Here is a 23,495-nt window from a genome sequence, read left to right as displayed (position 1 = left end):
TCCAGAGACTGTATTAAATTCAAAATAAGTCGCGAAAATAGAGCGCTTGCACTCTCCTCAGTCAGCCACCCGGTGCATCCGAACATCTGCCAGCCGTGACGCTTCTTTCAGCGATTGGTTCGAGCCCAAAGTTCAAATTGCTTCTCGACACACTAAGGTCTGCGATGCGCAGAAAGCGGACTTTGCAAAGTCACGTGTCACAGTGCCACCTGCCCAGTCAGGACGGTCAAAAGCCGACATTCTTCGACTCAGTAAACTCCACAGTTTAGATACCCCATTCCTGCCGTTTATGATCGCATAGCAAATTTCAAAATGGATAAGGGTGTCGTGGAAAATGAGGCCCCAGATGTTAACCAGGGCCTCATTGTTTTCTGCGATGCCTATTCAGCTGGCATCGTCGAAGTTTCCGGATCAATTGTTGAAGCAACGCCTGCGGCCTCGCGCCGACCATCATTCCAGATGGCCTTGATCAAAGCGATGCACATAAGAGCCATCACAATCGAGAACGGCAATGCCCCAATCACCATTGCAGTCTGAATGGCACCGGTGCCGCCTGAGATCAGCAACCCCCCAACAACCAGAGCCAGTGCAGCACCCCAGAACATGATGTGCGGGCGTGCCTTGGGACCTTCGTCGCCTGCAGCGTTAATCGTATTCACAATCAAAACGGCAGAGTCAGCCGAGGTGACCAAGAATGTCATCAGTAGAACAACGATGACCACCGCCATAGCCCAGGCCAGCGCTTGAGCAATCGGAGCCAGCATGAATTCTGTCATGGCAAAGATTTTGTCGCCATTCGCTGCGTCCAGGATCACGCCGTTCGCATTGCCATTCAATTCCAGATCAATCGCTGTACCACCGGCCCATGCAAACCAGACAAAACACATCAGCGAAGGAACGATCATTGCACCCAACACAAACTCTCGGATCGTACGACCACGAGAGATGCGGGCCAGGAACAGTCCAACGAAAGGTGCGAACGCTATCCACCAGGCCCAGTAGAACACTGGCCACCAGCCTTGCCATTGGGCAAGCAGGAAGGATTCCGATCCTTCGACGCCATCAGATGCATAAACGTTGAAGCTCAGCCACGGCAGAGCGACCAGATAGTCCCAAATCCCGACGAAGAAAGCACTTGCGCCAAAGAACGTGGCACCGAAGATGATGAAGAAGCCCAGCAGGAATATCGACAACACCATGTTGATGTTCGACAGCCATTTGATGCCCTTGCCAACACCGGACAGCGCCGACAATGTCGAGGCGCCCATGATGACCAAAAGCGCAACAATGATCCCAAGCGTGGTCGCCGAGCCATCAGCATGTGCCAACCCGCCAATACCGATCCGCGTTAGACCCGCTACGAACTGTTCAACCCCGAAACCCAGAGTTTGAGCAACGCCGAGGATCGTGGCAACAACGGCCACAATATCGATCAGATGACCCAGATTACCGGACAGCGCCTTGCCAAACAGCGGAGTCAGCGACGATCGGATCGTCAATGGTAATCCGCGGCGGTAGCTAAAGAACGCCAGCGCGAGGCCTGCAATGGCGTAACACGCCCAAGCACCAAGGCCCCAATGCAAATAGGACCAGACATAGGCGGTACGAACATTATCCGCCTCGAGGGCGGTTGTGACGCCTTGAATGACTGATGGGTTATTCTTGAAATGCGCGACAGGTTCCGCAACGGCCCATGTCAGCATTCCGACCCCGATCCCGGCGCCAAACATCATCGAAAACCATGAGAAGTTCGAGAATTCGGGCTTTTCACCTTTCACACCCAGGTTTAGCCGCCCTGCTGTGGGCCAGATTGCCAGCCCAATACAAACGATGACAAAAGCTGTTACGACCCAGATGTACCAAGCGGCAAATTGAGCCAGAATGGCCGCGTTCCAATCGCCCAAGACCCTGCCAGCTTGTGTAGGCCACACAATACACCAGACCACCAACAAACTGATTATGATCTTACTGATTACCGTCACGTTGACGCTGAACCCCCGATAAAAACCGTTGTCAGCGGTTTTGATCGGAAGTTCCGATAGTGGAGGCTTAACTGCCATATTCATTTTCTCCCTATTGCTGATCAAGCAGATTGCAAGATCAGATTGCTCTGCCATGAATGTCCATGCTGCGCTTGGAGCAGCCACAATCCGTGTCGCCCAACCGAAGCCAAAGAAAAGCGGCGAATTAGGTTCTGCATGCACAGTCTGTTAAATGGCAATCGCCCCACCGTGCAGACGAGACACCCCATCCAAAGATGCCCTCAGTAACCCTACCCACCTGCATTGCCATTGCAGGCTGAACCGTCTGGTTGCGTCTGTGGTCTGTCATAACTCGGTCCCATGTTTTTCTAACCGGTTCGGAAAATCACCCTTTGACAAAGTTTTTGGTACATATTCGAGTGGTTTTGCAGTAGCTCAGTAATTATGAGTGACATTAACCAGGCTAATATCAATCTCAGCCGTAACCTTGTTGCGCTCTATGCGTTTGAAACGGTCGCAAAACACGGGAACTTCACAAGTGCCGGAGAAGCGCTTGGCTTGACCCAATCCTCGATCTCTCAACGGATCAAAGGCTTGGAGATCGATCTGGGCGTAGTACTTTTCAAACGAGAACACCGAGGCGTTTCGCTAACGTATGAAGGGCTCAGGCTTCTCAACGTGGTCAAACCAGCAATGACACAAATGGGCTATGCGGTTGGTTCATTACTGGAACGTAAATCCAAACCAAGGGTTCGGATTTCTGCCGACTTCGCCTTCTCTACGTTCTGGCTGTTACCGCGTCTGGCCTATTTACGTGAGGAACTTGGGGACGAGATTGAAATTCAAATTCTGGCATCTACCGTGCCACCAGGCCTGGACGACCCGGATTGTGACATACAGATCCATGTCGCACCTAGGAGCCAGATTAGACCTGGTGAAATTCTATTATTGGAAGAAATCGTCGCGGCAGTTTGCAGCCCCCAGCTATTAGAAAAGATAACACCAATTCGATCTTCGACAGACCTACTGGATGTTCAACTTCTAAGTTTGTCAAAACCCGCCACCGCCGAGTGGCAAACCTGGCAGGGATGGTTTGATAACCTGGGCATTACAGGCGAAAGAAAGAAAAACTACATCAGCTTTAACAACTACGACATGGTCACACAGGCTGCTTTGGCAGGAGATGGCGTCGCGTTGGGTTGGATCGGCCTAATTGATGGCTTGCTCAACAATGGTTCGCTTGTGAAAGTCACAAATGACGTAGTCATAAGCGACGCTGGCTACGTCATGTCGCGGGACCCGGCCAATTTGGGTCGCGGTCCTCGCATGGTTTTCGACTGGATCGCGGACCAGGTTTTCTCATCGCCTTCGGCATAGTGCCCTGCATCGGCAGTGAAATCACATCTATCTTAGTCGATACTGTGCCTGATCCAAGTTTCCGATTTACATATGAAAGCGCCGCGCAATTTCCTGGCAGCCTAAGCAATCTTCTGATCTCTGCAATACTGCGACGTTATTCTGGTAGACCCGCTTTTAGCATAGCATCCGCCCAGAACTTGCGCAGGGCGTCAGTCTTGTAGACGGTGTGGCCGGTATAGGTTTGAACTGAAAATTGCGGATCGATGGAAAGAACGGCCTCTACCGCTTTCTTAGCGTTTTCAGTGTCATCAAAATCAGCGTGGATCGCGGCCAAACGGACTTGGCACAAAACGGTGCCAGGCAGGCGGGTTTCCAAGTGCCGGTAAACCGTTCTTGCCTGCTCCAGCTGCCCTAACCCGCGATAGGCATCCCCCAAATGGCTGAAATACCAGTCTGGGCTATAGGGCGACAGCCGAATAGCCTTTCGCATGCTGTTCAGGCTTTCCTCAAATTCACCACAACTATTGTACGCAATTGCCAGCATGGCATGAGAAAGCGAGACACTCGGTTGCCGTTCGATAGCTTCGTTGCAGAAGGCTTTGGCTTCATCAAAACGAGATTGGTTTGTGAAAATATATCCTTGCAGCGCATAGACATCAGCTGAGACATCGTTCCTCTTTAACAATGCATCGCAAATTGACTGGGCCTCGTCAGTTGACGCCTTTGGGTCTAGATGGAACCCAAGGCGGGCACCAGCTTGCAACGCCCACCCAAGGCCCGTTCTGAATGACGAGTTCTCGGGGTCAAGCTCAACTGCTTTCCGGTAAAGCTGAATCGCGGAGAGGTTCCCTTCTTTTGTAAATTTGTATTGTTCACTGATGCCACGCATCATCAAGTCCCACGCCTCAAAGTTAGGCGCTTGATCAGCCCAAAGTCTGAGCTCTTGTCCGTGTGTAAGGTTGACTGCCAATGAAACGGAGATTTCGCGTGTGATTTCATCTTGAACTGCAAAAATATCTTCAATCTGACGGTCATACCGGTCGGCCCATAAATGCGAGCCGGATTGACATTCAATAAGCTGCCCGGTGATGCGAACCCGCTGCCCCGCCTTTCGGACGCTCCCTTCAAGGACGAAACGAACACCTAATTCCCGTCCGACCTGTCTTACATCGACAGACCTTCCTTTGTAGGCAAATGTCGAATTGCGCGCCATCACGATGAGACCATTGATATGCGACAAGGCAGTGATGATGTCTTCGGTAATTCCGTCCGCGAAGTATTCCTGCTCTGGGTCGCCTGACATGTTTTGAAACGGCAGGACAGCGATTGACGGTTGGTCCGGCAACTCCAACCGCTCACCCGTCAGAACTTCGTAGAACTCAGGTGACAGGCGCGCCGGGTCGAGATCGATGCTGTAGGCCCCAATCTTATGTTCGATGTTTCTTAAGTTTTGCTCGCCCAGATCCCTGAAACTGCCGGAGACCTTTCCTTTGATCTGACGGTATACATCTTCGGAAATGCAGACGCCTCCAGGTTCTGCGATTGCTTCCAATCTTGCGGCCACGTTGACGCCTTCCCCAAAAATATCGGAGCCTTCGGAAATCACATCTCCCAGATGAATACCGATCCGCAACTGAATGGGTTGCCCATGGGGGGCGTCAGGTTCTCGGTCCTGCATAGCCCGTTGAATGGCGACAGCGCAGTCCGCCGCGTCGACCACACTTGTGAATTCGGCCAACAGACCATCGCCCATCAACTTGACAATTCGCCCACTGGAATCGCGTATTTGGGGTTGAACCAATTCAGAAAGCAGAAGGTTTAGACGCCGAATTGTGTTTTCTTCATCGCGCCCCATGAGGCGTGAGAAGCCGACGACATCGGCTGCCAATATCGCCGCAAGTTTCCGCTTCACAGTCAGCCCTCCGCGAAAATCACGTTAGAGGTAATACCCGTCGCGGTCTACATTCGTGCCACCCCTTAACGTCTGCTGTTCTATCGCGAAGACCCTTGTTGAAGCCAATAATAATATGGCCACCAAGGCTCCGTACGGCCTGAATTCAACTTTGGGAATTCGAAATCAAAGACCGCTTTGGACTGCCTATCGGTCGCTGTTACAGGGTGCATTGAACTTCAGCAACGGGCCCAAAGTAACCTATGCTGGAGTTTGCACTGAAGTCAGCTAAGCACTGAAAGGCGACATCAATTGCAGCTCAAACTGAGTTGGTGCGCAAGGTCATCATACACGCACCAACCCCAACCGGATCAGATCATAGTTCCACAACGACTTTTCCGACCGCACCTCCATGCGTTAGATGCGCATAGGCGGCATCGACATTGCCCCACCCAAACTTCTGTTCGTCGACAATTGGCTTGAGCCTGCCAGAATCCACCAGATCCGCCAACGACCGCAAGATGTCTCCATGGGTTTGCCGCCCGACATCGTGCATCATTGGGATCAGCATGAAAACGACGTGCAGAGACAGACCTTTGAAATGCGCAGGCGTCAAATCAATCTCGACCATCGCGACCGTTGAGGCGACATGGCCATTGAGCCTGGCGGCTTCGAACGAGTTCGTCATGTTCGGCCCGCCAACGCTATCAAATACCGCATCGAAGCCCACGCCTTCGGCGTGCTCTGCCACATAGTCCTCGACCTTTTGCTTTGTGAAATCCACAGGACGCGCGCCCAGCTCTTCGATCAGGGCCATCTGATCCGCGCCGCGACCAGTTGCGGACACTTTGGCACCAAGGTGGCGGGCGATTTGGATGGCAATATGACCAACGCCACCGGCACCGCCCTGTACCAGCACGTTCTGCCCTTCTCCAACACCAGCACGGGTCAGCCCTTCGTAGGCGGTGATTCCGACGAGAGGCAGCGCGGCGGCTTCCCGCATACGTAGCGTCTTGGGTTTGCGTGCTATCAGACGAGCATCTGCGTTAATGTACTCCGCCAGAGAGCCCGGGAGGTCCATCAAACCACCCGCACAGCCGTAAACCTCATCACCGATGGCAAAACCTGTCACTCCGTCGCCAATAGCGACGACCGTGCCAGCAAAATCCATACCCAGCACGGCGGGCAATTGGGGGGACAGAGGCAGGTCCCCGCCCAAGCTTCGGATCATTGTGTCGACGGTGTTGACGCTGGTTGCGGCCACTTTGACGACCACATGTCCATAAGTTGCGACCGGGTCGGGCATTTCAGCAAGCTCGAACGGGGCATTGGGTCCGAAGGAGTTTAGAACCATTGCTTTCATTGAGATGTTCCTTTTGTGACGGAGTTTCAGGCCGACGTTGCAACGACGCCCGCCTGATGAGTTTTTTGTGTTGGGGTGTGATCAGTTGATGTCCTGCACCTGCATCACCAGATCGCCCCACTTGCGCTGGTTTTCGATGTCGTGTTCCAGACCTTGTTCATCTGCGATGGTGAACCGTTTGACCGCCGGAGTTTTGCTGGTGGCCTGATAGAGCCAATAGGCTTCGGCCTTCAGCGCCTCATCAATCGGTTTGTCGATGGATTCATAAACCATCTGTTTGCAGGCATTGATCGACTCTGCGGGGAACTGTGCGATCCGTTCGGCAAGTGCGGTCACATACGGGCCGATTTCATCCGGCTCCAGAGCCTTGTTGATGGTGCCCAAACGCTCTGCATCATCCGCGTCGTAGTCTTGCGCGCTCAGGATGATCTCAAGCGCTTTTCCAAGGCCGGTCTGACGCGCCATGCGCGAGGCGCCGCCGCCGCAGGGCAGGATACCCATGCCAACTTCCATCTGCATGAACTTATACTTTCCCCGCGCTGCAAAGCGCATGTCGAGGGCCAACGCCAATTCGTGCCCACCACCACGTGTAAACCCTTCCAGCTTTGCGATAGTTGCCTGCGGCACCTTACTGATCCGCTCGCAGATGGATTGCAGATCCAAAAGCTGCGCATCCTCGCGGGATACTGCCTCAGTCGACATGTCCTTGAGCAGGTCGGTGTCGTAGTGGCAGACCCAGATTTCCGGATTGGCAGATTGAAAGATTACGACCTTGGTATCGCGATCACGCTCCAGCCGCATGGCCAGACTGTTGAGATCTGCCAGCATTTCCTGGCCCTGCACATTCACGGAGCCAAAGTTGAATGTCACTGTAGCGATTCCGTTCTCAACGGCTACGTCAAAGGTTTGAAAGTTCTCGTATTTCATCAGGCAGTCCTTTCTTGGGCCTCGACGCGGCATGCGCGAGGGTCAGGGGAGAGTTAATGGTGGAAGTACGAGGCGCTTTCGCGCCGCGTTGGTCAGGCAGTCTGGCTGATCAAGCCTCTAATTGTGTTCATGACGTCTGCAACGTGACCTTTGTCCAGCGCCGCAGCATGCGGATTTGCGAAGGCTCCACTATCATTGTCGAAATATGCACCCGACGCACCAGCGAACTGCTCACCCAACGCCGCATCAACAAGAACATCAGCACCTATGCTCATGTCGTTCCCGGCAACGCCGAAGCCCTCTTTCACCATTTTTGAGGCCAATAGTGATCCGGGATTTACAGCGACCATAACCGGTGCCTCGGTTTGCGATCTCGCCCATTCCCGGGTCCAGATGGTGATAGCCAGCTTGCTTTGAGCATAGGCTTCCATATCCGCCAGCGGAACATTGCCTTGCATGGCCTTGATGTTCACCGGGGCCTGTGCTGCCGATGACAGATTCACGACCCGCCCGTCGGTGGGAATGATCGGCAGTAGCAATTCGGTCAAAAGGTATGGTGCGAGCGTGTTCACCACAAAGCGGATATCCTGCCCATTCTCAAGCACGGTTTGCGGGGCTTTCAGCACACCTGCGTTGTTGATCAATACATCCAACCTGTCATGTTCGGCCCGTATGCTTTCGGCCAGTTTTCGAACCGCAGACAGATCGCTCAGATCAGCGGCATAGGTTTCGACATCGCCTCCGACAGCGGCAGCTGCGCTCTCCAATTTGGGTACACTGCGACCATGCAAAAGCACTTTGTGCCCATCGGCGGCCAGCTTCTTTGCTGTGAGCAAGCCAATGCCGTCGGTCGAGCCTGTGATGAGAATAGTTTTGGTCATCGGTCTGATCCTTTAGGAAAAGTCAGACAGCAAAGTGTCTGCCAGGTGTTCGAGGGTTGAAACGATAGATGCTTGATTGAACCGAAGGTTCAGGGCGACGTGATTGACCCCGAGCGTTTCAACCTCGCGCAGATAGCTGCGAAGGAAATCGGTGCCAGACTGAAACCCAAGATGGATCGGACGCGGAGGCGCAGCGGGGTCGGCAACGACATCGACATAAAGCGATTGCATGACGGGCTTGTCCAGTTGGCCCGCTTCCCTAACGCGTCGTCGGTAGTCTGCGATGACTTGGCCCTGAGCCACCGCGTTGCGAGGATAGGTCATCCAACCGTCCCCGTTCTGCGCTACCCAATCGGGTGATTGCTGGCTACCACCGGTGATGAGCATCGGCAGTCGTGTGCCATGCGGCTTTGGCAATAGGTCAATACCGCCAGACAGCGTGCCCTGAGCGCTATCATACTTGAGATAGGCCGTTCCAACCGCGCGAATGTAGTCAATGCTGTCGCGGAAACGTGCCCCTCGGTCGTCAAAGCTGTGGTTCATCGCCGGGTACTCCTCGGGGCGGTCACCTGAAGCAACGCCCAACAGTAACCGACCACTCGAGAGCATATCTGCGGTCGCCGCTGCATTGGCCACATGCGCAGGGTGACGCAATGGCAGGATGACACTCGACGTTCCAAGCGCAATCCGGTCTGTCACTGTTGCCAGAGCCCCCAGATAGACAAATGGATCGTAAACTTGTCCGGGATCACCAAAGCTTGGAACATTGAAAGGTACGTCGCGCAGCCAAAGTGCTGCAAACCCAAGTTCCTCGGCTTTCTGAGCCGCTTTCAGGTGTCCCCGTAGCGTCGGCTCTGCGTCGACGGCATAGGCTTCGAGAGGCAACACAAGGCCAACGCTCAGTCGTCCGGGACGGAACACCCGGTTGTAGGCCACGTTGATCTGGGCAAACTCAGTAGGCTGCACTTTATCCAACATCTCTGGGTTCCTTTAGTAGAGCACCAAAGTACGGCTCTCGATGCTTTTGCGCGTTGCATGGGAGTCATCCGTCCGACCAGTGTGATCAAAAACTACAACCTCGCGCACGCCCAACCTGTCCGACAACGTCGCTGTCAGCTCAGCATCGTATACCGGTTTCCAAGCCTCTCCGGCAAAATCCCGAGCCTGCGTTTCTAGCGATATGAATTCAACGGCATCAGAGGCAAATGCAACTGTGTTGGTAGTCGCGCGGGTATCTTCCAGTGCAACAACCGCGGAGGTCAGTTCGGGGGACACCAGATTACCAGCAGTCCCGCCTTCATCTAGCTCAAATGCTTGCCGATAGGGTTTGTGAACGTGGTAGTTGACTGTGGCTGTCCACGCCATTTGCGCCTCCTTCCCATGCTTCATTGCATCGATGAGAGGGATTTAACGTCAATCCAATTGCATATAAACTACCTATTCACGGATTGATAATTCGGGTTTGCCACATAATGGGAATTGATATAGACGCGCTGCGATTATTTGTAAGAGCGGCAGAAATGTTGAACATCAGCGCGGCGGGGCGCGCACTTGGAATGGCCCCGGCCGTCTCAAGCGCAAAGCTCGCCAAGTTGGAGCAGAGCTTGGGTTCCGAATTGCTGCATCGCACTACACGCAAAGTGTCGCTGTCAGTTGAAGGTGCCGATTTCCTGCCTTTCGCCCGAGAAATCATCGCGCAGGAAGAGGCCGCACTTGCGGCTCTGGGCAAGCAAAAAACAACCATCAAGGGCACGTTGCGCTTCGCTGCGCCAAGCAGTTTTGCACAGCTCTACATTGCGCCAATCCTGCCGAAGTTCCTTGAACAGCACCCCGATCTCAAGCTCGATCTGCGCCTGTCGGATGTGCAGTTCGACCTGATCGAAGGAAGCTATGATCTAGCACTCAGGAACGCGCCACTTGTCGACAGCAGCCTTAAGGGTCGCAAACTGGCTGATGACCAGCGTATTCTTTGTGCCGCGCCGCACTACCTCGACACGCACGGCGTTCTCGATACACCAGCCGATTTGACAAACCACCATCTGATCGCTTTCCAAAACCGACAACCGCGACCACTGACAGGACCGGCAGGCGAGAACGCCATTTTCGATCCCGCATCAGCCAAAGGTCAATTGATTATCGATGACGGTCAATGCCAGGTTCACGCCACATTAGCCGGAGCCGGTATTTCCTTGAACGCTCTATGGAGCGTGCACGATCAACTAAAATCAGGCCGATTGATACGGGTTCTCCCAAGCTTTGAGGCCAGCGAAGACAATGTCTTGTGGTTGATCTATCCCAAGTCCAACGTGCTGTCCCCCAAAGTTCGGGTGTTCATGGACTTTCTGGTCGCTGAGATTGGCACAAAGCCTCCTTGGGAAACATGAGTGCAAAGTAGGTCAAGTGCGCTTTCAGACATCCTGACGCCAAGGTCGGAGACTGGCGCTAAGCGGACATGCTTTGTCCAATCGCGAAAGCCTGGTTTGTCCACACAGCAGCCGTACGCTGCAACTTGTTTGAATGTCCACGTTGCGGACGAAGCTGACGTCCACAGGGCTCATCGATGATTGCCGCAACAACTGTGGTCAACGTGTATGATGTCAAAAAAGAAACAACTGTGTCACGAAATCAGAATCGAACACTAAGATTTGCCCCCAAACCATGTTCTTGACCATTTGAACGTACCGAATAGCCGTATCCTGCTGTTAGTCTGGCTTGCTCGGATATTTGATACCCTAGCCCCAACCCGAGAACGAAGCCGTTGGCTCCTCGGTTTTGCCCGACCTGCGTAAATGTCCCAAATATCGGGCTTGTAACCGTGACTTCATGCTCACTATCCTTGTTGGCAAAAAAGTCGTACTCGTAGCGAGCAAAGGCAATTGGGGTTAGCACACCATTGTCACTCAAGAAGTCCCGTTGATAGTCGACGCCAATCGAGGCGACCAAAGACTCTGCATCCGCTTTTTCAATTGAATAGTTGAAATCGCCGCCTCCGGTTTCTGTTCCAGAGCCTTGTTGGATGCGCCCGTAGTTTAGTCCGAAAACCGTGGAAACTCTTGCGCCACTGTCCAGATTAAACAGCTTCCGTGCCTGGATACCGGCGTGAATGCCTTCTTGGTCCAAATCCGACTTTGCCTCGCCTCCCGTAAACCCATCTACAGATGGGTTATTCCGCTTGGCGTCAGTTTCACCGAACATGTAACCGATTAGCCCGGAGAACTCCCACGTTCCGGTCGTTGTACGCCCGTAGACGCCCGCGTGATAGCTGTCGGTCGAAAAGTCCTGATCAACTTGATCGTGCTCATCCATGGAGGACGTCCCGAATCCTGCGTACACGCCAACGACCCCTCTTTCCGAACTGAAGACATCCGCACCGACCAAAATAGTGCCGAGCGAATAGTCGAATGTCCCGAGGCCGTTACTTCCATCAACGTCCCCGCTCACATAGGCCGTGTCGATCCACCAGCGCCGATCAGAGCAGTCGATTGCGTCACTAGGGCTGTGGACCGTGTCGATGCCACCTGATGCAACGGGTCTGTTTTGATTGTTGAAACCAACTGCTTGATATTTGCGGCAGTCAGCATGGCTCAAAACCGTGTTGGTTATCAGGTCTAGTTGCTCAAGCCCAATAGTCAGGTTGGAGGAATAGGGTTCCGCATGCACACGATTAAACCCAGCCAGACCTGAATTGGTGAGCGTATTGACAGCGGCACCAATTGTTGAACCGCTACTGAGCCCCGTCCCCGGTGATGTGTTTGTGGTATTAGCAACCGCTCCAGCGAGGTTGCTGGCATTTGGCGAACTGGTAACTGCCGGGTTCTGCGGTAAGCTTGAGACCGGTTGTGCAGTGAATGCAATGTCGACCTGACCATCTGCCGTGGGCGTATTGGCTATCGTAAGGTTAGACAAAGCTGGCAGAGATCCACCTGCAACGAGCGTCGGTGAGTCTCCATCAAAACTTGAAGCTCGAAAAACAGTATAATTGTTGCCGGCAGCGTAGTCTTGCGCAGTCAGGCCGGGCCGAGCAGCTTCGACTTGTATGGTAGCTTTGTTGATACCAGTGACTGCGTCTGTTGACGAAACCAGATCCGCATTTTGTGCCGCTGTGGGGTCGACTTCCGACAAAATCGTCGACCCTGCATCGAAGGAAATTGCACTATTAATATTCAACGTCCCAATCGAGGAGCCCGGTGAAAGAACAGCGCCATTTCTCACGTTGAAATTGAATGCGTTCACGGTGCCGTTGCCGGCCAGAGTACCAAAGTTATCAAAATCGACCGTGGTCAGACTGCTGGATGCATCGAGTCGTAGCGTTGTGCCGCCACCTATCACCATATCGCTAGTGGCCGACATCGAACTGTTGGTCAGAGTAAAATCAGACGCTTCAGCAACTCTTGTCTGAATATTGAGCACACCAAAAGCGATTTCTGTCGCGTTAGTGACTGTCAAATCATCGTAGGTCAATGGAGTATCTGACTGGAAGTAAACCTCTGTAGGATCAACATCGCCACCGTTTGCAGGTGCAAATGTCATGGATCGTCCTGATCCAATCGAAGTCCCTACAATATTGACTCGTAGTGTGCCGTTGATTTGCGTCGTCAAGGCCTCCCGTGAAACAAAGTCGCCGCTCCCAGCCGCTACATCGACGTTCAACAAAGTCAGTACCGATGCTCTGTCTGGATTTTGACTCTGCCCCGGGACATAAAGCTCAATTTCCCCAGAAGGCGTTATGGAAGAATTACCAATCAGAAGCGCCGTGATGGGTCCGTTTGGAATTGGCAGGCAGGTTTTCACAGTAGAAGATATCGTCTGCCCGCTAAGAATAGTCTCTGTTCCAGCAGTGTATTCGTCACGGGGAGCACCAACTTCGACGCAAGATTGCGAACTTTGGGCCCAGGCATCGCCCGGCAATAGCAAATAAGCCAAGGCACCCAACGTGGAACTAGAGACAATTAAGCGCTGAGCGTACCTTGCTGAATTTGCCGGGTCCTTTGTTTGCATTAGCGTTCTCCCCTAACTACACAAGTGAGGCTACACCCGTTTTTGATATGCAGTGCACTTTTTTTAAATATTTTGGAAAAGTCGAACGATTGACTGCTTTGGGCTCAAAGCAGACGTTTGCTGCAGGCGACATGAACGACTGCCGGGCGGGACAATGCTGCCGATAAGTCAGTTTGTTGGAACGCGTGGTAACAGCCCTTAGCCGACATCCATCGGCTTGTCTCGATGCTGCAGTCGCAACCCGCATAGCTGCCGTTCGTCGCGCGTGCGAAATCCTGTAGAACGGTAACTCACAGTCTGCGGACGCAGCGGACAATTGGCGCCTCAATTTTTACGAAGCGCTTTGATAATTGCTGCTGTTTCCTGTTTTCCAAAGCCAGCGTCCTGCGCACGTTTGACCCAATTGCGCATTACAGTCGGTAGTTCAGTGTTGATACCCATGGAAACAGCGTGATCGTACAAACCGGTGACCGCCTCTGCTGCCACATCAACTGATGCGCCGCCGCCAGAAATCTCGTCGAAAGAGCCTGCATGGATTGCTTCGGTTAGAGGAATAGCCCTGTCACCAGGCGGAAGGATGGACGTGAACTCAGACACAGGTAACCCCTCGGCTTCGCAGACAAGCGATCCGTGTATACTTCCAAAAATTATGCCAAGGAGTCGCGAAAGAAACGCAAGCTCCAATGTCGCTGCCGAGCGGACGTTGGAACCCAAGTAGCGTAAATCGCCGGCGAGTACGTCAAGGTCTGCTTTGCTATCAGAAAATGCGATTTCGTCTCCTGCGACCGCTATCCGGCCGGTTGACGTTCCGATGTCGCCTGGCCAACACATGATCGTGCCGTCAAGGTAACCTGCGCCCCAATTGTTAAATTGCTTTTTACTGTCCTCAGATTCTTGCGGCGACGAAGTGCCAAGCTGAATAATGTCGCTACCGACGGCAGCCTTTGAGACTGGAGGAGTATCAAAAAGAGCGTTTGTGGTTGAGTAGTTGAGAAGGCAGATCAATGTCCTAGGGCTTGCCGAAATGGCCTCATCCAATTCATCGGCACCCCGCGCACCCCGCTCCACCAAGGGCTCTATTTTGTCTTGCGTGCGGTTCCAGACGGTAACATTACGCCCGGCGTCCAAGAGCGCGGTTGCCAGAGCAGTTCCCATTGCACCCAGTCCAACAACTGTAATGTCGCTTGTCATTCCCTATTCCACCATTGTGCCCCGCTTACCAACCGCAAGCCTGAAAACGATATCACGGATGACTGAGAAGAGCCGGGGAATCTAATTTTCCGTTTTGAGCTCGCTGCTGACCTCGGTGCCCTTGCAGCAAAGCCCCCTGCCCCGCCAATAGCTGATCACGAGGGCGGCCCACAGCAGACATCCAGCAGCCAGCCGAGAAGCTGCGGTCGCAGCCCTCTTTACTTTCGAGATCTAATGCCTTTTTCGCTTCCGGTTAATTGGGTGGGTATTGGCGTCGCTAGTTTGCCGTCCGATCAAGGTCTGTTTTGGATCATCGCCACCCACTGCGCACCCGCCAGTGGCTACAATCGGTGCTGTGGAACGTGTCTTGTTCTCTTCTGCCAGCCCTTCGGATTGTGGGCCCCGGAATTTAAAGGGATACGCCACCGCCGAAATTCTCAAACCCGTTTGTTGTTTCGGTTACATCCGCCTCGAAGTGGGCGATTAAGGACATTACCAAGGGCTCGATGTGCTTGTTCCATACGGGTCCCTTGTAGAAACTATCTTTGACCCTGTCTCGTTCCTCGAGCGACGAGAATGCCCGCATCCAGTGGACTTTGTCCGGATTGTCCAGATCTCGCAGGGGGCCAAAGACCAGCATCCCGGCGTCTCGCAATGCAACACGGTTCTCTTGTTCAAAGAACTCGATAAACTCCTCGCGACGTCCGGGTTTTAGTGTGTAGCGGCGAACTTCGATAATCATGTGTGTAACCTGATTGTTTAGAATATTCTCTTGGGTGAAGCCTGTTGAGGCTGATCCTCGCCGTGCCACCCAACGTACCCTTGAATGATGCAAGAAGCTCAGAACATTCCGATTGATGGAAGTGTGGTGCCATAGCTCAACTTCCAACTGTCAGATCATCTAGAGTTCCACCGTCGCGCACGAAGTCGCTCCAAACCCAGGCCATGCGGTCCACAAACCACATCTTGCCACCTGAGATCACAACTATGCCGAGGCAAGTGAACCCCAGATCGAACGCCCAAAGGCCGTATGCAAAAGGCACCAGACCCATACCACTGGCGAAGGCAACTGCATTTGCGGCGCGTTTATGATGAGCCGCAACCTTATCGCGGTGCCGCAGCCAGACACGCTCGCCAAGAACACCCTGCGCGGACCAACTGTCGAAAGTCTCCGGCCGCGAAAAAACGCGTGGGTTGGTCCATATCCAGACAAGAACGACGCCGACCGCAAGCCATGCCCAAAAATCAATCCATGCTCTGCTCCAGATTGCCAAGCCCATAAGCGGCAGGGGTGTCAACACACGGGTCCAGACGGACCAAGGGTTCGCATGCCGCAGCCAAACCTCGTCCTTCATGCCCATCAGGCGTTCGGAAAATCGAGCTATGTCCATCTTTGCAACTCCTTGATCCACCTCTCCGAAAATGGGAGGGGTAGGATTGATTGAACTGTATGACGACGCGCCGTACCGCTCGTCAGTTGGTAGGCGTCTGGTTTCTTATTTGAACCAGGGCTTCAGCCCAGGCAATGGGTTGGTCGTACATCACCATATGGGCGGCGCCATCGATACGGGTAAAACTCTTCGCTGGAGCCTTGAGGTGTTTGTAATACTCATGTGCCAGATCTGCCGGGGTGTTCTGGTCTTCTGCTCCAGTTATGAAGTGGACCGGTAGATCTAGGACCGGGTGCGAGGTGACGAGGTCGTATGCACCAACGATCTCGGGCTGTTCAATTGCTGTGCTCGATAGCTCAAGACCGCGGAGATAGTTCTTAACCTGTGCGTCCGTGTAGTAGGGGCTCCGCCCTTCTAGCACATAGGAGAGATAGCGATCCCATAGCCCTTCGGTATGAAAGTCTCCGGCTCCGTAGTCTGCTAAAACTTCACGCTGAACGGTGAGATCTGCCTCATCAAGTGCATCGAACGGCTCAATCGCCTTGAGTTTCCGCTGAGTTTCAGCATCGCCGCGAACTTCTGCCTGATCCAATGCCCACTCAAAGCCCATGTTCATACTGCTTACCCACGCGACACGCTCTGACGTTGGGATGAATGCGTGATAGGGTGAACTATTTTCTGCGATAGTCATGAAACCTAGCGCGCTGCCCCAGGAATGACCGGTCAGGAATATTTTTTCTTGCCCAAAGCGGTCGCGTAAGAGGTTGGTAAGTTGAAGTGTATCCGCCACCAACTTGGATGGCGCGATGCCTTCTATCGTGAGATCTTCGTTGAATGAACTTCCGGCTCCGCGTTGATCCCAATGGACAACGACAAAGCTCTCTTCCAGCAAGGGCGTGTGAAACAATTCGACCCAGGGCATCACGGCACCACCCGGACCTCCGTGCAAAAAAAGCAGCACCGGTTGGGACAAATCACAAGTGCGAATAAGTATCGCTTGTTCAATTCCGCCAAGAACAACTACTTCCTGTGAAACGAAACTTCCGAAACACTTTTTGGCTGCAACATCTTCACCGCTGCGCGTCACGGTAACTTCTTGACGATCCTGGGCAAAAGACCATCCAGCAACGATGGCAACACAAAATGTCAGTAGTAAGAGAAGGCGTCGAAGTTTGAATGAGTACATTGCTCGCTGTCCATTGGATTATTGCATTGCGGTGGCGTCTCGAATTCCGTTGCGACCTGATCTCAATACCTCAGGTAGAGATTGGGCTCGCGCTCGTGATATTCTGGGAGGCCAACATCGCGACGCATGTGATTAGACAGGAATGCCAGCTCCCCATGTTTGGGCAAACGCGGGGAAACAGGACCGCCCATAAACGCTGGGCGTTTCGAGACCATAAAAGAAAGATAGCCGAGCCAAGCTTTCACTTTAATTGGTCCTAGGTGTAGCCGTTCATTCTTTAGAGTCGATACTTTAGTCACCTGGCGCCTCGTCGAAATTTGAAGGTGGTAAAATAGTGGGGAACCGTTTGAAGTCCCCGCCATTTTCGAAATCTCGAATGGCTACAGCTAGAACTTGTAGGACACCCGAAGCGCGACAGATTCAGCCGTGATATCATCACCCGGCGTGTCATATGTGTCTCGTAGGTATTCAAGACCAACCAGAACCCTGTCCGTCGCACGATAGGCCACGCCAAAGCCAGCAGAATAGCCGTCTTCGCTCGTGGATCCGCCATCGATGTTCGCGTAACCAATCACGCCATAAAGGTATGTCCGGCCAATTACATGCCCGCCTTTGAACTTCAGGCGTACAGTATCGACTTTTTCGGCTTTCCCTCCGGACTCAACCTCAGCACCTGCGTCATAAGTAAGTTCACCACCAATTATGTAACCGTCAAAATCGTGAAGATAACCAGCATGGAGACCGAGGGCCGCATTTCCGTTGTCGTTGTTGCCCTCGGAGACATCGATTGTGGATAGCTGCAAACCGGCGTTGAAGCCGGTCCAGCTTTCATTTGCCAAGGACAAAGTCGGCATCATGGCAGCAAGCGCAATCATCGTGATAGTCTTCATTTTAAAGGTCCGTTCTTTTGGTTGTGTGGAAAGGCCATCTGAACGCTGGCCATACGTGATGCGCCAGCGGGAGTGATTTTCCGTTAGTGGGGGTATTGGAATTACCGCTTTCCGGTTTCCGTCCAGCCGTGGTCCAAAACTTTGATTAGAAGATGGGTTTGGGTTTACTGGTCATTTGAAGCAGTTTCCCTGATTGGTCATATCGGGCAGTGACCAGTACCCGACGCGCGTGTGCCACCTCTAGCGGGCCACCCACAACTTCCCAAAGCCCGAAGGTAAAAAGATCCAATGTTCCATGACCTGCTGCTCGCGCAAGGTTCGGTTTTGTCCTGGGCTCAACATCATAGACGGCCACCCAGTCTCCATTGGCTTGTTGCTGCAATTCATCGGGTGAGCCCAACTGGCGTTCAACATTGAACCGGGTGACCTCCTGGCTAACGACGCTCAGATCAGGGCCATCTCTGCCTGTCGCCGCCATGTTGGCGGCACATCCGCTCAGAGCGGCACCACAGATGAGCGCGACGAACGCTGAACGTACAAACTGAACTGAGTTGGCAATGCGTCGTATAGAAAACCTTCGACTTCGACTTACTTCAAAAGATGCCGGGTTCTCCGGACCCCGTGGTTTGTGGCGTTTTTTCATAGCCTTTCCATATCCTGATTGAATTGTGCGTTGCTTTGGGGGCTTCTGCTTCGAGCTTGTCGGGGTTATCACTCGTAGTGCCACACACTGCTTCAGGCAATTTGTGATCAGAAACCCGAGCAATTCGCGAGTACCCGTCAGGCGAGACATTCGACGCAACTCGGGTGGTGAAACATTCCCGCAGACAAGAACAATCATGGCATTCAATCCTGCATAGTGAGCGCAACTCAACCGGGTCCACAAAGCACTATCGCTTGCGGAATTAGGCTGCGTAAACGCATCGTTAAACTAGGGTTGGCAGGCGAATTGCATTGCTCTGCCAGGCGAGTCGAGGTACAAACCGACCACGGGTCTGTATTTACAGACCGCCGGTCGGTTTGCAAGGGGAAAGTGTATGAAATCTACGACGCGAAAGAACATGCCGCCCGAAGAACGGCGTGCTCAGCTGCTGGGATGCGCGCAGATGTTGTTCTTTTCCAAAGGCTTCGAGGATACCACCATACAAGATGTGCTGGATATGGCGAGCGTCTCGAAGGGCGGATTTTATCATCACTTCAAATCTAAAGACGAGTTGTTGTTCGGTGTATTGGACGGAATGGCAGAGGGTGTAACTTCGCAAATGGCTGTTGTTGCTTCTGATGAGATGTCCTCTGCGCTTGACCTGTTGCACAGCTTTACCCACCTGCGGGCTAACTACTTACGCGAACATGACTACCCAGGTCAGGTCGAATTTTTCCGGGTCATGAATCAGGACAAAAACATAGTTCTGCTTGAACACTTCAAGCGCAGGGTCAGAACTGGCGCCATGCCCGTCCTGATCAGGATTATTCAGAAAGGCTGTGATGAGGGCACGTTTACCGTTGCGGATGTCGATACCGCCGCAGAACTCATTTTGTTCCTAAGCAACTTCATTGATCTCGCCCTGTTGCGCGCGATTGAAGTACGGGGATCTGACACAGCCGATCAAGCCGCAGAGAAATTGCAGGCGGCAATCGACATGCAGTTTCTCACGCTCGACCGCATTTTGGGATTGCCGGATGGGACAACGGATTTCGGCTGGCCAGAAGCGGTGGAAGCTACCATGGAAACTGTGCCTGCAACTCCTCCGTCGGCAAACTAATCTGGTCTAGTCAGCGATTACCTCATGCAGCATTCAGTAAAAAGGGCTCGATGCTGACTTCGGTGCCGTTGCGGCAAAGCCCCCTGCCCCACAAAAACTGACGTGGGGACAGCCAATTGTTGCCTTTCAACTGATCACATCGTCGCTGCGCTGCGCCCCGTCGAACCTGCCGTTCGCTGCGGGAGAAAAACTTGAGGCTGGCCAAACTTACTCAATGCACAACAAGTCGAAACCTCGCTGCGCGTTAGCCCAATATCTGCATTTTCAAATTCGCAGACAATTCATGCTTCGTCGGATCAAAACTCCGAAAGCCAAAGGGCGACTCAAATTGACTGTCCGCATGCGACTCAGTCGCCGTATTTGAAAAGTCTCGCGAGATTTTTATCTTATGTCATGATGTTCGAACGTTCATTAGATTCAAAAACAAACGTGTTTCGACCTGTAGCAATTCCCATAACGTTCAAACCTGTCCAGGCAGCCAAAGAACGATCGCCGGGAAGGCAACGAGCATTGCGATCGTCGCTGCATCCGCCAGAAAGAAGGGTGTTACCCCTTTGAAAACATCTTGGACGCTTAGGTCATCGCGCACGCCGGCGACGACAAAGCAGTTCAATCCGATCGGTGGCGTAATTAGACAGAACTCCGCCATTTTTACGACCAGAATACCGAACCAGATTGCACACATCGGGCCGGACATCCCGAAGGTACTGTCGGCCGCACTTACGGCCTCGCCACCGTTCAGAGCCATGACAGCGGGATAAACAACCGGCAATGTCAGCAACAACATTCCGATCGCATCCATGAACATGCCCAGAACGGCATAAGCCAGAAGGATGCAGATCAGGATCAGCATTGGCGACATCTCGAGCGAGACGATCCAGTCGGAGAACGCGATGGGCAGCTCAGCAAAACCCAAGAACCGGACGTAAACTAACACGCCCCAGATGATGGTAAAGATCATGACGCTTAGCTTGGCCGTCTCCAGCAACGCGTCTTTAAGTTCGGACCAGCGCATGCCCTGATATAGCGCCATCAGAAAGACAACGAAGGCACCGATTGCGCCACCCTCGGTTGGCGTGCCCCAAGCATCGCCTCCGAATGGGTTGTAGACAAAGAAGATGATGGTAACGACGACAAACAAGATAGGCAGTGCGGGCGGAAGAGACATGAAACGCTCTTTCCATGTAAAGCCTGAGACTGCGGGACCAAAGTCTTTGATCACAACAGCCATGCCAATGATCAGCAAGCCATAGATCACAGCCGAGAACATGCCCGGGATGAATCCCGCCAACAGCAGTTTGCCCACGTCCTGCTCGACGATAATCGCGTAGATGACCAGAATGGCCGAAGGCGGAATGAGCGAGGCAAGCGTACCGCCTGCAGCGACGACACCTGCAGCAAAACGCTTGTCGTAGCCGATCCTCAGCATCTCGGGGATGGCGATACGGGCGAACACAGCGGATGTGGCGACCGAGGCCCCGGATACCGCCGCAAACCCAGCGGTTGCGAAAACGGTCGAAACCGCCAGCCCACCGGGGACCCATGCCAGCCAACGCTTTGCGGCTTCGAACAGTGCTTTGGTCAGGCCCGCGTAATAGGCGAGGTAGCCAATCAGGATGAAAGTCGGGATAAGGCTCAACGCTTGGCTTGAAATCTTGGAGTGCGGCACCTGCCCCGCTGTTTTGACAGCCACAGTCACTGCCTTGCCGAACCGCGCCGGATCATACCCAAACTTGGCCCAGAAGATCCAGATCAGACCAACCATGCCTGCTGTCGCGGCGGCAAAGGCCACGCGCATCCCCAGCACCACAAGAACAAGCATACCGCCCGAGACGATCAGGCCAATATCAATGGGTTCCATCAGATTTAACCTCAGTTGTCGTGGCCCGAGACGTGCTCGGCTTCCATTGCAGCTTGAGTGGCTGCATCGGCTATTAGTGGGACGGCAATAGGTGCTTGATCGGGATGCCGGATCGCGCGCCCATAGGCCCAGAGCTGTACGGCAAGCCTTAGGCAAAGCACGCTAAAGGCGACGGGGGCCAACAGCTTTGCGGGCCACAACGGGATACCTATGTCGATAGAGCTGTCGCGGCTCCAGAGTGGCGCACCAAAGTCAAAGCTACGTGCGAAATGCGCCCAGCTCCCCCAGATCAGCAAGACGATCAGCGCCAGAATGACAGCTGTCGTGATGAACTCAACGATATAGAGCGTCCGGCCTCTAAGCGCTCCAACAACCATGTCCATTCGGATATGACCGCCATCACGCTGCGCATAGGAAATTCCCATGAAAGCGATTAACGGCATGGCCTGCTCGATCCAGTCCACGTAACCAGGAAGTGGCGCATTGGCGAAATTCCGACCACCAACGGAGACTACGGCCATGACCATCAGCGAGAAAACTGCAAGACCGCTGATCAAGGCCAGAAAGCTCTCCAGTTTGTAGAGATGTTGATCGAGAATGCTGAGACGGCTGTCGTCAGACAGCACCTGGGATGACCCGGCCATCGTTGTACTCCGCTGTCAGGGGAAAGGGCACCCGACGCCAGCTTGGCCGACGCCGGGTTGTGAGTGGATTAGCTGCCGTTTGCGATCTTCCCAGTCACAAGGTCATAAAGCTCTTGTGCTGGCAGGCCACGCTCGGTGTTTTCTGCAATCCAGGCCTCGGCCGCGGGGGCGGCAGCGGCTTCTTTAAACGCCGCGACTTCTTCATCGCTGAAAGTGACCCGTTCGATGCCGCGTTGATCCAGCTCAGGACCCCACGCTTCCATCGTTTTGGTCTGGTAGTGGCTCACATAGTGATCCAATGCCTCCTCCACCGATCCCAGCAGAGCTTCGCGGTGTTCGTCAGATAAGTCTTCCAGCGCCAGCGTGTTCACCACGACTGGGCAGTTGACGGTGCCGGGGTTGAGGTTCGTCGTCCACCACGTGCCATTTTCAATGGTGCCGAAGGACATATGTGCGTGTGGTGCAAAGCTGACAGCTTTGACGATGCCGCTATCCATGGCCTGACGCACTTCGGACGCAGACATCGAGGTCGGAACTGCTCCAACCGTCTCCATCGCTTTACCGATGCCGCCGGTGGCGCGCACACTCAGACCTTCGAAATCGGTTAAGGATTTCGGCGCGTCACCGACGCCAACAAGGTTGTACTGCGGTAGCGGCGACGGCATCAGCAGAGTCGCGTCCCAGCGTGCCAAATCCTCGACAACTGCCGGGTGTTGATAGACAGCCCTCGACAGGTCAATTTCCTGTTCCAGCGATGTCACGCCCAGAAACGGCAGTTCCAGAACGGTGATCGAGGGGTTCTTGTCGCGGTGGTAGCCAGCGCAGAACTGGGCCATTTCAAACGCACCAATCGAAATCCCATCGAGATTTTCTTTGTTCTTCGACAAGCCGCCATAGCTGATGTTGAGCGTGAACTCGCCGCCCGTCTTTTCGTTCACCAGTTCGGCGAGTTTCTCGACGTGTTCGGTAAAGGCACGACGCTTGCCCCACAAGGAAACGTTCCATTCGACAGCTAGTGCTTCGGATGCAACGGTCAGCGACAGGGCGGCGATGGCCGCCCGGTTAAGGTGTTTGCGCATAATGGCTCCTCCCAGATCACGCAATGTGTTTGGGCAGAGTATTCAGGATGCGCAGCAGCCTGCCTATGAAGGAAAATGCGCGCGAAGTT

At 53.6% G+C, this 23,495-nt stretch carries 20 protein-coding genes; 3 read left to right on the top strand and 17 right to left on the bottom strand.

Translation table 11 applies throughout. The annotated features are described in order from the left end of the window. Nucleotides 1-380 precede the first annotated feature (380 nt). Nucleotides 381-2,060: a BCCT family transporter gene (locus tag AC2FID_RS00425; protein ID WP_282121420.1), complete on the bottom strand. Its 1,680-nt coding sequence runs from the start codon at nucleotides 2,058-2,060 to the stop codon at nucleotides 381-383. 366 nt (nucleotides 2,061-2,426) lie between these two features. Here AC2FID_RS00425 and AC2FID_RS00420 point away from each other — a divergent pair, with 366 nt between their 5' ends. Next, nucleotides 2,427-3,359, top strand: coding sequence for a LysR family transcriptional regulator (locus tag AC2FID_RS00420; RefSeq protein WP_496699845.1), 933 nt, complete (start codon nucleotides 2,427-2,429; stop codon nucleotides 3,357-3,359). 136 nt (nucleotides 3,360-3,495) lie between these two features. On the opposite strand, the gene AC2FID_RS00415 is transcribed toward AC2FID_RS00420, so the two are convergent. From AC2FID_RS00415 to AC2FID_RS00390, 6 genes are all read right to left on the bottom strand, one after another. Continuing rightward, entirely contained in the window at nucleotides 3,496-5,253 is a 1,758-nt protein-coding gene (locus tag AC2FID_RS00415) for an adenylate/guanylate cyclase domain-containing protein (RefSeq protein WP_496834895.1), read from the bottom strand. A 355-nt stretch (nucleotides 5,254-5,608) separates the two neighbouring features. Continuing rightward, nucleotides 5,609-6,595, bottom strand: a complete 987-nt coding sequence (locus AC2FID_RS00410) for a zinc-dependent alcohol dehydrogenase family protein (protein WP_496834893.1) — start codon at nucleotides 6,593-6,595, stop codon at nucleotides 5,609-5,611. A gap of 81 nt (nucleotides 6,596-6,676) precedes the next feature. Continuing rightward, entirely contained in the window at nucleotides 6,677-7,522 is an 846-nt protein-coding gene (locus AC2FID_RS00405; protein ID WP_472724441.1) for an enoyl-CoA hydratase/isomerase family protein, read from the bottom strand. A gap of 92 nt (nucleotides 7,523-7,614) precedes the next feature. After that, nucleotides 7,615-8,403, bottom strand: a complete 789-nt coding sequence (locus tag AC2FID_RS00400) for an SDR family NAD(P)-dependent oxidoreductase (RefSeq protein ID WP_496834806.1) — start codon at nucleotides 8,401-8,403, stop codon at nucleotides 7,615-7,617. A gap of 12 nt (nucleotides 8,404-8,415) precedes the next feature. Further along, a complete protein-coding gene (locus AC2FID_RS00395; protein WP_496834891.1) occupies nucleotides 8,416-9,381 on the bottom strand; it encodes a TIGR03571 family LLM class oxidoreductase in 966 nt (321 codons plus the stop codon). Nucleotides 9,382-9,393: 12 nt separating this feature from the next. Further along, nucleotides 9,394-9,768: a hypothetical protein gene (locus AC2FID_RS00390; RefSeq protein WP_496834889.1), complete on the bottom strand. Its 375-nt coding sequence runs from the start codon at nucleotides 9,766-9,768 to the stop codon at nucleotides 9,394-9,396. Nucleotides 9,769-9,881: 113 nt separating this feature from the next. Between AC2FID_RS00390 and AC2FID_RS00385 the strand changes: the two genes are divergently transcribed. Next, on the top strand, nucleotides 9,882-10,787 hold the full coding sequence (locus tag AC2FID_RS00385) for a LysR family transcriptional regulator (RefSeq protein ID WP_496835625.1): 906 nt from the start codon (nucleotides 9,882-9,884) through the stop codon (nucleotides 10,785-10,787). A 241-nt stretch (nucleotides 10,788-11,028) separates the two neighbouring features. Here AC2FID_RS00385 and AC2FID_RS00380 read toward each other — a convergent pair whose 3' ends face one another. The 7 genes from AC2FID_RS00380 to AC2FID_RS00350 form a co-directional block, all read right to left on the bottom strand. After that, nucleotides 11,029-13,401 (bottom strand): autotransporter family protein, encoded by a 2,373-nt coding sequence (locus AC2FID_RS00380; protein WP_496834887.1) that lies wholly within the window; start codon nucleotides 13,399-13,401, stop codon nucleotides 11,029-11,031. A gap of 324 nt (nucleotides 13,402-13,725) precedes the next feature. Continuing rightward, nucleotides 13,726-14,592, bottom strand: coding sequence for an NAD(P)-dependent oxidoreductase (locus tag AC2FID_RS00375; RefSeq protein WP_496834885.1), 867 nt, complete (start codon nucleotides 14,590-14,592; stop codon nucleotides 13,726-13,728). Between the two features lie 409 nt (nucleotides 14,593-15,001). Further along, complete coding sequence (locus AC2FID_RS00370) at nucleotides 15,002-15,334, bottom strand: NIPSNAP family protein (protein WP_496834883.1); 333 nt, start codon at nucleotides 15,332-15,334, stop codon at nucleotides 15,002-15,004. A 136-nt stretch (nucleotides 15,335-15,470) separates the two neighbouring features. Continuing rightward, entirely contained in the window at nucleotides 15,471-15,983 is a 513-nt protein-coding gene (locus AC2FID_RS00365) for a DUF6653 family protein (protein ID WP_496834881.1), read from the bottom strand. 82 nt (nucleotides 15,984-16,065) lie between these two features. Further along, entirely contained in the window at nucleotides 16,066-17,169 is a 1,104-nt protein-coding gene (locus tag AC2FID_RS00360; protein ID WP_496834880.1) for an alpha/beta fold hydrolase, read from the bottom strand. 386 nt (nucleotides 17,170-17,555) lie between these two features. Continuing rightward, nucleotides 17,556-18,059 carry an outer membrane protein gene (locus AC2FID_RS00355; protein ID WP_282168684.1) on the bottom strand — a complete coding sequence of 168 codons (504 nt, stop codon included), beginning with the start codon at nucleotides 18,057-18,059 and terminating at the stop codon, nucleotides 17,556-17,558. A 145-nt stretch (nucleotides 18,060-18,204) separates the two neighbouring features. Then, nucleotides 18,205-18,702 (bottom strand): hypothetical protein, encoded by a 498-nt coding sequence (locus AC2FID_RS00350; protein ID WP_496834878.1) that lies wholly within the window; start codon nucleotides 18,700-18,702, stop codon nucleotides 18,205-18,207. 394 nt (nucleotides 18,703-19,096) lie between these two features. On the opposite strand from AC2FID_RS00350, the gene AC2FID_RS00345 reads away from it, so the two are divergent. Then, nucleotides 19,097-19,822: a TetR/AcrR family transcriptional regulator gene (locus tag AC2FID_RS00345; RefSeq protein ID WP_496834876.1), complete on the top strand. Its 726-nt coding sequence runs from the start codon at nucleotides 19,097-19,099 to the stop codon at nucleotides 19,820-19,822. 460 nt (nucleotides 19,823-20,282) lie between these two features. Here the strand turns inward: AC2FID_RS00345 and AC2FID_RS00340 are convergent, their stop codons facing one another. The 3 genes from AC2FID_RS00340 to dctP all read right to left on the bottom strand — a co-directional run bounded on the left by AC2FID_RS00340 (nucleotide 20,283) and on the right by dctP (nucleotide 23,406). Continuing rightward, the gene (locus AC2FID_RS00340; protein WP_282168687.1) at nucleotides 20,283-21,683 is read right to left on the bottom strand and encodes a TRAP transporter large permease; all 1,401 of its coding nucleotides are present in this window, start codon (nucleotides 21,681-21,683) and stop codon (nucleotides 20,283-20,285) included. Between the two features lie 11 nt (nucleotides 21,684-21,694). After that, nucleotides 21,695-22,327 (bottom strand): TRAP transporter small permease subunit, encoded by a 633-nt coding sequence (locus AC2FID_RS00335; protein WP_496834874.1) that lies wholly within the window; start codon nucleotides 22,325-22,327, stop codon nucleotides 21,695-21,697. Nucleotides 22,328-22,395: 68 nt separating this feature from the next. After that, entirely contained in the window at nucleotides 22,396-23,406 is a 1,011-nt protein-coding gene (dctP, locus tag AC2FID_RS00330; protein WP_496699831.1) for a TRAP transporter substrate-binding protein DctP, read from the bottom strand. Nucleotides 23,407-23,495 lie beyond the last annotated feature (89 nt).

It is taken from the genome of Ruegeria sp. CDSC068 (assembly GCF_059610545.1).
The sequence above is the reverse complement of the archived record's forward strand: the minus strand, read 5'-3'. Positions and strand labels throughout refer to the sequence as shown.